Below are 9,562 nucleotides of genomic sequence, written 5' to 3'. Positions count from 1 at the left end.
CGTACCGCACGCCGGGCCTGAGCCTGGTGTTCGTCGAGGACGTCACCGAACACCGCCACCGCGAGCGTTCGCACCTGGCCCGCCTGGACGACGCCACCACCCAGCTGGCCAAGGAGGTCGCCGAGCGCGCGCGCACCGAGGCGCAGCTGCTGCAAGTGCAGAAGATGGACGCGCTGGGCAGTCTCACCGGCGGCATCGCCCACGACTTCAACAACTTGCTGACCGGCATCATCACCAGCCTGGAGCTGACCAAGAAGCGCATTGCCGACGGGCGCCACGAGAAGGTGCTGGGCTATGCCGACGCGGCGCTGAGCTCGGCCATGAGCGCCGCCTCGCTGACCCACCGGCTGCTGGCGTTCGCCCGCCAGCAGCCGCTCGACACGCGCCCGGTGGACATCAACGAGCACGTGCGCTCGCTCGAAGAGCTGCTGTCGCGCACCATCGGCGAACGCATCGCGCTCAAGCTCGAGCTCACCCATAAGCCGGCCATCGCCCTGGTCGACCCGATCCAGCTGGAAAGCGCGGTGCTCAACCTGGTGATCAATGCCCGTGACGCGCTGCCCCTGGGCGGCAACATCTGGGTCAATACCTATTCGGCGTGGACCCAGGGCAACCCGAACCTGGCCGACGGCCCCTACGTGGTGCTGACCGTGCGCGATGACGGTACCGGCATCGACCACACCCTGATCGACAAGGTGTTCGATCCCTTCTTCACCACCAAGCCGCTGGGGCAGGGCACCGGCCTTGGGCTGTCGACCATCTACGGTTTTGCCCGCCAGTCCGGCGGCCATGCCGGCATTCGCAGCGTCGCCGGGCGGGGCACCGAAGTTACCTTGATGCTGCCCGCCAGCAGCGATCCTGCCGTGGCCGAGACCGAACGTGTGCTGGAGGAGCACCAGGGGGCTGGCGAGCATGTGCTGATCGTCGAGGACATGGCCTCGGTGCGCATGTTCGTCAACGAAGTGCTGGTCGATGCGGGCTTTCGCTGCACGGCGGTGGACGATATCGACGAGGCGCTGGCCCACCTGCGCACCGACCCGAGCATCGACCTGCTGCTGACCGACGTCGGCCTGCCACGCATGAACGGCCGTGAACTCGCCGATCACGCGCGCCAGCACCGGCCAAGGCTGCCGATCCTGTTCATGACCGGTTACGCCGAGACGGCCACCAACCGTCAGCTGTTTCTCGACGAAGGCATGGACATGCTGGTCAAGCCGTTTCACATCAGCGAGTTGCTGGACCGGGTACGCCGCCGCCTGTCACCGGACTGAGGCGTCAATACCCAGCGGCGCAGGCCTCATACCTTGAACTGCGCCACCATGCCGTTGAGCTCCACCGCCAGCCGCGACAGCTCCTGGCTCGCCGCGCTGGTCTGGTTGGCGCCCGCCGATGTCTGCATCGACAGGTCACGGATATTCACCAGGTTGCGGTCCACCTCCCGGGCCACCTGCGCCTGCTCCTCCGACGCGCTGGCGATCACCAGGTTGCGCTGGTTGATCGAGGCAATCGCTTCGGCGATGACCTCCAGCGCATCGCCCGCCGCCTGGGCCACGTCCAGCGTCCCGTTGGCGCGGGCCTGGCTGCTGTGCATGGCCGTCACGGCGCGCTCGGTACCCGACTGGATGCCGGCGATCATCTGCTCGATCTCGCCCGTGGACTGCTGGGTCCGGTGGGCCAGCGCCCGCACTTCGTCGGCCACCACCGCGAACCCGCGCCCGGCTTCCCCGGCCCGTGCCGCCTCGATGGCGGCGTTGAGGGCCAGCAGGTTGGTCTGGCCGGCGATCGAGCCGATCACGTCGAGCACGCGGCTGATCTCGTTGGCGCTGCTGGCGAGCTGTTCCATCTCGCGTGACGTGCCGGTGACATCGGCCACCAGGTGCTGGATCGAGGCCAGTGCCTGGTTGACCTGATGGCGGCCGTCCTGGGTGGTCTGGTCGGCGCCCTTGGAGGCGTCGGCGGTGCTGACGGCATTGCTGGCGACCTCTTCCACCGCTGCGGTCATCTGGTTGACGGCTGTGGCCGCCTGGTCGATCTCGGCGCTCTGCTGATGCAGGCCGCGGCTGGTGTCTTCGGTCACCGCATGCAGCTCCTCGGAGGCCGAGGCCAGCTGGTCGGAGGACGCGGCGATCTGCCGGATCGTGGTGCGCAGGCTCTGTTGCATGCGGTCGAGCGCGCCCAGCAGCAGGGCCGGCTCGTCGCGGCCAGTGAAAGCGATGTCACGGGTCAGGTCACCGGTCGCCACGCGCTCGGCGACCGACACGGCATCGGCCAGGGGCAGGACGATGCTGCGGGTGAGCAGGGTGGCGATCAGTGCCAGGGCCAGCAGGATCACCAGCAGCGAGACAACGAGGAAGCTGAAGGCCTCGTCGGCGACCGTGCTGCTGCGCTCCGAGGCCGCTTCGGCGCCCTTGCCGTTGTAGTCGATCAAAGCGTCCAGGGCGTGGATCATGGTGTCGGCGTACTCGGCCAGCGGGCCGCTGATCAGAACCTTGGCTTGGGCAATGTTGCCCGCGCCGATTTCGGTGAGGATCGAGGTCTGCAGGTCCTGATAGCGTTTGTGTGCCGCCGTGAAGGCATCGAACAGCGCGCGGTCATCCGCGGCGATTATGGTGCGCTGATAAGCCTGGAGGCCGTCGTCCAGTTCCTGGTTGACGCCCTTGATCGTAGCCAGTGTGCTGGCGCGCTGGTTGCTTTCCTCGAGCAGCACGCTGCGCAGGGTCAGTGCCCGCGCCCGGCCAAGGTTGTTGCTGACATCGCCCAGGGCCATGACAGCAGGCATCCAGGTCACCCGAATGTCGTCCGTGGCGCTGTCCATCTGCCGGGTCTCGTAGAGCGCGAGAAGCCCCATTGCCGTGACCAGCAAGGCGAGCAGCGTGAACACGCTGGCCGCCCGGGTGCCGATCTTCATGTTGCGTAACTGCATGGGATGCTCCCTGACATTGGCTGGCAGGCGTCAAGCGCATGAGCTGTACCGGCTCACCGGAAGGGGGCGCCAGGCATCTTGATGCACTGCGGATTAGTGGATTGTCATCACCCTGTATCGGCACTTTTTTTATTTGGATGATGCCACGATGCCATTATTTTTGAACAGTCCTCCGCACCTCCATGGCAGGGCCCAGAGCGGTTCAGGCGACGATCGGAATCAGCGGGTCAGCGGCGGCGAGTGCGAGGCTCCGATCGGCGATGGGCGGGTAGATCCATTCGGTGTTGATTTGCCGCTTCAGCGCCTTGCCCTCGCTACCGTGCAGCTTGAGCTCGCGCTCCCAGCCTTCGCTGTAGGCGGCGCCCCAGTCACCCAGGTCCAGACAGGTCACGTACTTAGGTTGGCGGTAGACCACCGGGGCGACGCCCAGCAGGTCGGCGACCGCGTTGTTGCCGCTGTGACGGCCCAGAGGTATGGCGTGCTGGCAGGTCATCAAGGCGTGGTTGCCCAGCTCGTCCGCCGCGGCCCAGGCCATGTCACCGCTGGCATAGATGTGCGGCTGGCCGATCACTTTCAGGTGCGGATCGACGCGCAGGCGCCCCTGGCGGTCGCGCTCGCCGGGGATCTGCTCGGTCAGGTTGCTGGCCCGCACGCCCACGGTCCAGATCACGGTGCTGGCCTCGATGCGATCGCCATTGTCCAGGGTCACGCCGTTGGCATCGACGCCCACCACCGACGAATTGACCCGCCACTGGACGCCACACTGCTCGGAGGCCGCGATGATCGAGGGGGTGATGCCTTCGCCCAGCGCCGCGCCGACGTGCTGGCCACGGTCGACGATGATCACCCTGGCCTGTGCGTTGTCGCCAAGGATGGCACGCAGGCGTGCGGGCATTTCGGTCGCGGTCTCGATCCCGGTAAAGCCGCCGCCCGCCACTACCACGGTGTTACGGGCGGTGGAGTCTGGGCGGCTGGCGAGGCTCGCCAGGTGCCGCTCGAGACGCGCGGCCGATTCTAGCTGGTCGACATCGAAGGCGTGGTCCGCCAGGCCTGGCAGGTCCGGGCGCGCGACATGACTGCCGGCGGCGAGGATCAGCCGGTCGTAGCCCAGGTGCTGGCGGCGGCCTTCGTCGTCGAGGTAGCCCACGGATTTGCTTTCCACATCGATGTGCTGGGCAATCCCGCGGATGAACTCGACACCCACCGCCTTGAACAGCTCGCCCACTGGCGCCTTGAGGCTATGCACATCGCTTTCGTAGAAGCGCGGACGGATGCGCAGCTCCGGCTGAGGCGCGAGCACGCTCACGGCGATGTCCTTGCGGGCGTATTGGTCCAGCAGGCGGGCGGCGCTCAGGGCGCTCCAGACGCCAGCGAAACCGGCACCGATGATCAGGATGTGTTGTTGCATGGCGAGATCTCCGACGGGTTGGGGGTGGGTGCTCAGTAACTACGACTATATTAATCGTAGTTATGACCTGCAAGCACTTTTCATCGCGCGCCTCTGGTTTCGACAGGTGGTCAGTCTTGATTTGAGAGGGATAGAAAGGTGGGATACTATTTGCGACAAACCCAGTCGGAGATAGACATGTCGCTTTACAGTGCAGGCGTCGAATACGGCATCCACTGCCTGCTGTTTCTGGTCGACGAGCGTGGCGACAGCCGCGAGGCCAGCGTGCGCGACCTGGCAGACCTGCAAGGCGTGCCACATGAATACCTGGCCAAGGTGTTCACCAAGCTCGCCCGTGCCGGGTTGGTCGCGGCCACCGAAGGGGTGCGGGGTGGCTTTCGCCTGGCTCGGCCCTCGGATGAGATCACCGTGCTCGACATCGTCACGGCCATCGACGGCAGCAAGAAGATCTTCGATTGCCGCGAGGTGCGCGAGCGCTGCGCCGTGTTCGACGGCGCGCCGCCGCCTTGGGCCACCGAAGGCACCTGCGCCATTCACGCGGTGATGCTCACGGCGCAGAAACGCATGGAGGAAGCGCTGGCCCAGCAGACCGTCCTCGATCTCGCCCGGCGCTTCGGGCGCAAGGCGCCCGCGGTGTTTGGCGAGCAGGTGAACGACTGGATGACCGAGCGCCGGGAGGGTAAGGGTGGGGATATTGCCGTGAGGCAGGTGGAGCCGTAGCAGGAGCCTAGTGCACCACCCGCCGTTGCCGCACGAACTCCTGGGCCTGCCAGGCCAGCTGGTCCAGCCGCTGGTCCCGTTCCTTTTCCGCGTCGATCATCGCCTCATCACCATGCTGGTTCACCAGGTAGGCGTGAATCTGTCCTACTTCAAGGGTGCGATAGATCGGTGCGATGTCCAGGCGGCCGATCAGCGCGCCGCTGGCGGTCCCGGTGCTGGTCATCAGGACCTGCGTGCCCGCAGCGGCGACCACCTGCAGTCTCATGGCCTCGAACCAGGGCACTTGCTGCACGAAGCAGTTGAGCTCGACGCAGGCATGGCGCGTGCCGATCTCGCCCACCATGGCCCGGGCGATGCCCTGGCGCCGGTGCGAAGGCGCCACGGCGAGGAACGCGATGGCGCACGCCTGCGGATCATCCTGGGCGGGCAGGGTGATCGCAAAGCCGAGCAACAGGTCAGGGGCGTCGGCGTCGAGCGCCAGCAGCACCTCCACCGCCAGGCCGCGTGAGCCGTCCATCGCCTCCAGGTACTGGTGCACCTCGAGACCCACGCCATATTGATAGAGGGGATACAACGGGTTGCCCGGGGCAATGCCCACGCTGCTCAGGTCGCTGACGTGGTCGATCACCAGTTGGCGGATCTGGTTCTGGAAGCTTTCCGGGGGCATGCCGTCGAGGCGGCGGAGAATGAACATCGGTAACAGGGCTCCGGCTGTTGAGGCAACCCGCGCCCAGGGTGGCGCGGGGCTGCACAGTCTAACCGGTTTTGCGCGCCGGGCTCTGCTCCTGCATCGCGCCAAGCATCAGGTCCAGGTTCTGTACCGCGGCGCCTGACGCGCCCTTGCCGAGGTTGTCGAATACCGCGGTAAGCACTACCTGGCCGTGGGCCGGATTGGCGTAGAGGGCCAGGCGCAGGTCGTTGGTGTGGTTGAGCGCCTGCGGGTCGAGCGCGGCGGCGGCGCCGTCCTGGTGCAGCGGTGCCAGCTGGACGTGCCGGGCGCCTTGGTAGTGGCGCTCGAGGCACTGCTGCAAGTGCTCGGGCGTCACGCCCGGTGGCAACAGTCGCAGTTGCAGGGGAATGCTCAGGACGATGCCCTGGCGGTAATGACCATAACCGGGCACGAACACCGGCCGCTCGCCGAGGCCGGCATGTTGCTGGATTTCCGGGACGTGCTTGTGGGCAAGGTCCAGGCCGTACAGCTGTACGCCAGCCAGGCCGTGGGCGTCCGCCTGCTCATGGCGCTCGACCGCCGCGCGTCCGCCACCCGAATAGCCGGAGATCGCATGGATCGCCAGCGGGAAGTCGGCGGGCAGCAGGCCGGCCTGCACCAGCGGCCGCAGCAGGGCGATGGCGCCCGTGGGATAGCAACCGGGGTTGCTCACGCGGGTCGACCGGGCGATACGTTCTGCTTGCTGGCCGTCCAGCTCAGGCAGGCCATAGACCCAGCCAGGGGACGTGCGATGGGCGGAGCTGGCGTCGATGACCCGCACCGCCGGATTGCGGATCGACGCCACCGCGTCACGGGCGGCGTCATCGGGCAGGCAGAGAATCGCCACGTCGGCGCTGTTGATCGCCTCGGCGCGCTGGCGCGGGTCCTTGCGCTGGTCTTCGGGCAGGGTCAGCAGGCGCAGGTCGTGCCGGCCGTGCAGGCGGGCATGGATCTGCAGGCCGGTGGTACCCTGGTCGCCATCGATGAATACGAGCGGCTGGTGCATGGTCGGAATCCGTCTGGGGGGAAGGTGCGTATCCTCACCCGAGGCTGGACGAAAGAAAATTTGAATATCATGATGATCACGTTCATCAAAACTGAATCAGGCCCATGCGAGAAATCAGCCTAGACCGACTGCGCACACTGGTGGTGATCGCCGATCTCGGCTCCTTTGCCGAGGCGGCCCGCCAGCTCAACCTGGCCCCACCGACCATCAGCCTGCACATCGCCGACCTGGAAGCGCGGATCGGTGCGCCCTTGCTGTCGCGCACGCGCGGCCAGGTACGGCCGACCGCGGTCGGTGAGACCCTGCTGCTGCGGGCCCGGCGCCTGCTTGCCGATGCCGGCCAGGCACTGGATGACGTGCGCCGGCAGGTGGCGGGGCGGGTGGGCAGGGTGCGCCTGGGCGCCTCGACCGGTGCCATCGCGCACCTGCTGCCCCGGGCGCTGGAAGTGTTGCGCGTGCAGCATCCTGGCATCGATGTGCAGGTGCAGGTGCTAACCTCCCAGGAATCGCTCACGCGTGTTCGTGAAGGCAGCCTGGACATCGGCCTGGTGGCCCTGCCGCAGGTGGCTGGCAAAGGCGTGCTGGTCCGGCCCTGGCGGCGAGACCCGATCCTGGCCCATGTGCCGGCCGACTGGCGGCCACCCGCCCGAATAACGGCGGCGTGGCTGGCGTCGCGGGCCTTGATTCTCAATGACAGTGGCACCCAGCTGTCGCGGGTCACGTCCGAGTGGTTTGCGGCGGCAGGGCTGTACCCCGAGCCCCGCATCGAGCTCAACTACAACGATGCGATCAAGAGTCTGGTGGGCGCCGGCTACGGTGCCACGCTGCTGCCCCAGGAGGGCGAGGCTCCCGAGCTCGACCCGCGCATTGTCCGGCGGCCGCTGCGGCCGGGGTTGTGGCGACAGCTCGGCATCGCCTGCCGGGTCGGCGAGCTGGAGCGCGCCACGGGGCATGTGCTCGAGGCACTGGCAGGGCTGCGGCAGTGAAGCGTATCGATCTGCTGTGCCAGTGCACCAGACTAAGCCTGACTTGCTGGCATCGCGGTATCCTGCACGAGCCATGACCCTCATCAAGGAACAACGAATGCCCTACGAACTGGAAAACCGCCTGGTGATCGGCGTCGCGTCGAGCGCGGTGTTCGACCTGGGCGAATCCGATGCGGTGTTTCGCCGCGAAGGCGAGGCGCAGTACCGCAAGTACCAGGAGCAGCACCTGCATGCGCCGCTGGGCAAGGGCATCGCGTTTCCGTTCATCAAGCGCCTGCTGGCCCTGAACGACCTGTGCAGCGATCCCGAGGACCCGTTGGTCGAAGTGGTGCTGCTGTCGCAGAACGACCCCGACACCGGCCTGCGGGTGATGAAGACCATCGAACACCACGGCCTGGGCATGACCCGGGCGATCTTCATGCAGGGCAGGTCGCCCTACGAATTCATCCCGGCGCTCAACATCGCGCTGTTCCTGTCGGCCAGCAAGCGCGACGTGGACGCCGCGATCAATGCGGGATACCCCGCGGGCCAGGTGCTCGACTCGCAGTTCGACGACGATGAGGACGACCCCAGCCTGCGCATCGCCTTCGACTTCGATGGCGTGCTGGCGGGCGATGAGTCCGAGGCGGTGATGCAGCGCGCCGGGCTGGACAGCTTCCATGCCCACGAGGTGCTCAACGTCGCCCAGCCGCACAACCCTGGCCCGCTCAAGGAGTTTTTCGTGCGGATCGCGCGGATCCAGGCGGCGGAGGAGCACCACAAGATCAGCAACCCCGGCTACGAGAACCGCCTGCGCGTGTCCATCGTCACCGCCCGCAGCGCGCCGTCGCACGAACGGGCGCTGAACACCCTGAAAAGCTGGGGCGTGATGGCCAACGATGCGTTCTTTCTCGGCGGTATCGAGAAGCGCCGGGTATTGCAGGTGCTCAAGCCGCACATCTTTTTCGACGACCAGTCGGCGCACCTGAAAAGCACCAGCACCGTGGTGCCCTCGGTGCATATCCCGTTCGGGGTCACCAACCAGGTGGGTTGAGCCGCCTCAGAACCAGCGGTCGTTGCGCTTGCGGCCGCGGGTCAGCAGCGGCAGGATCAGACCGGCAAGCAGCCCAGCACCGGCGATGCCACCGCCATAGACCATGTAACGCATCATCACCTGCTTGTTCTCGTCGCCCAGGCGCGCCTGGGTGCCGCGCAATTCGGACTGGGCCTGGCTCAGCTGTTCGTTGAGGGATTTGTTGCGGGTTTCCAGTTCATCGATCAGCGATTTGCGCGAATCCAGGGTCTCCTGCATGCCCTGGACACGGGTCTTCCAGCTGTCGTCGATGGTCTTGAGCTGCTCGCTCAGTTGTGTCACCTGGGTGTCGAGCTGGGGCAGGCGCTCGGCCTGGCCAGGCACGTCCTGCAGGTCGCTGGTCGAAATCCAGACCACGCTGCCACTTTCGCCGCGCACCTGGCTGTAGTTGCCCTGGGTACCGATCAAGGTCACTTTCTGCCCCGACTTGAGGTTGCCGACGATCCGGTGACCATCGGTCGGGCCGCTGCGCACGTAAGTGCTCAGGCTGTCGCTGACCCAACGCGCATCGCTGGCCGCTTCCTCGGCGTGCAAGGGGCCGGCAAGCAGCAACAGGACGCCGATCAGGCTGCCGCGCAGGGCAGGGAAGGCAAGGATGGCGGGACGGGAATCGGGCATGTTGATCTTCGCATCTACAGGGCAAATGTAGGCCCGAGGACTGGGCCGCTGAACCGGTCGGGTGGTGTGACCGTCAGCCAAAGACCGCATTTATCGAGGCTGGTTCACTGACCAGTGTAG

At 66.5% G+C, this 9,562-nt stretch carries 8 protein-coding genes and 2 pseudogenes; 4 read left to right on the top strand and 6 right to left on the bottom strand.

Annotated features, from left to right (window positions below):
- A partial coding sequence (locus tag VJS90_RS14240; RefSeq protein WP_324122288.1) for a response regulator occupies positions 1-1,271 on the top strand: 1,271 nt, incomplete at its 5' end.
- Between the two features lie 26 nt (positions 1,272-1,297).
- Here VJS90_RS14240 and VJS90_RS21880 read toward each other — a convergent pair.
- The 3 genes and pseudogenes from VJS90_RS21880 to VJS90_RS14230 all read right to left on the bottom strand — a co-directional run.
- Positions 1,298-2,305: pseudogene (locus VJS90_RS21880) on the bottom strand (methyl-accepting chemotaxis protein); the annotation flags it as partial.
- A 78-nt stretch (positions 2,306-2,383) separates the two neighbouring features.
- Positions 2,384-2,908: pseudogene (locus VJS90_RS21875) on the bottom strand (MCP four helix bundle domain-containing protein); the annotation flags it as partial.
- 217 nt (positions 2,909-3,125) lie between these two features.
- The gene (locus VJS90_RS14230) at positions 3,126-4,331 is read right to left on the bottom strand and encodes an NAD(P)/FAD-dependent oxidoreductase (protein ID WP_324122286.1); all 1,206 of its coding nucleotides are present in this window, start codon (positions 4,329-4,331) and stop codon (positions 3,126-3,128) included.
- Positions 4,332-4,508: 177 nt separating this feature from the next.
- On the opposite strand from VJS90_RS14230, the gene VJS90_RS14225 reads away from it, so the two are divergent.
- A complete protein-coding gene (locus VJS90_RS14225) occupies positions 4,509-5,051 on the top strand; it encodes an Rrf2 family transcriptional regulator (protein ID WP_324122285.1) in 543 nt (180 codons plus the stop codon).
- Between the two features lie 7 nt (positions 5,052-5,058).
- Here the strand turns inward: VJS90_RS14225 and VJS90_RS14220 are convergent, their stop codons facing one another.
- Positions 5,059-5,745, bottom strand: coding sequence for a GNAT family N-acetyltransferase (locus VJS90_RS14220; RefSeq protein ID WP_324122284.1), 687 nt, complete (start codon positions 5,743-5,745; stop codon positions 5,059-5,061).
- A 61-nt stretch (positions 5,746-5,806) separates the two neighbouring features.
- The gene (argC, locus tag VJS90_RS14215; RefSeq protein ID WP_324122283.1) at positions 5,807-6,766 is read right to left on the bottom strand and encodes an N-acetyl-gamma-glutamyl-phosphate reductase; all 960 of its coding nucleotides are present in this window, start codon (positions 6,764-6,766) and stop codon (positions 5,807-5,809) included.
- 104 nt (positions 6,767-6,870) lie between these two features.
- Between argC and VJS90_RS14210 the strand changes: the two genes are divergently transcribed.
- Both VJS90_RS14210 and VJS90_RS14205 read left to right on the top strand, forming a co-directional pair.
- Positions 6,871-7,752, top strand: a complete 882-nt coding sequence (locus VJS90_RS14210; RefSeq protein ID WP_324122282.1) for a LysR family transcriptional regulator — start codon at positions 6,871-6,873, stop codon at positions 7,750-7,752.
- Between the two features lie 97 nt (positions 7,753-7,849).
- Positions 7,850-8,785, top strand: coding sequence for a 5'-nucleotidase (locus VJS90_RS14205; RefSeq protein WP_324122281.1), 936 nt, complete (start codon positions 7,850-7,852; stop codon positions 8,783-8,785).
- A 6-nt stretch (positions 8,786-8,791) separates the two neighbouring features.
- On the opposite strand, the gene VJS90_RS14200 is transcribed toward VJS90_RS14205, so the two are convergent.
- A complete protein-coding gene (locus VJS90_RS14200) occupies positions 8,792-9,442 on the bottom strand; it encodes a TIGR04211 family SH3 domain-containing protein (RefSeq protein ID WP_324122280.1) in 651 nt (216 codons plus the stop codon).
- Between the last annotated feature and the right edge of the window lie 120 nt (positions 9,443-9,562).

Source organism: Pseudomonas sp., assembly GCF_035277045.1.
In the GTDB taxonomy this organism is placed as follows: Bacteria; Pseudomonadota; Gammaproteobacteria; order Pseudomonadales; family Pseudomonadaceae; genus Aquipseudomonas.
Note: the sequence above shows the minus strand (reverse complement) of the source record. Positions and strands in the feature narration are given on the sequence as shown.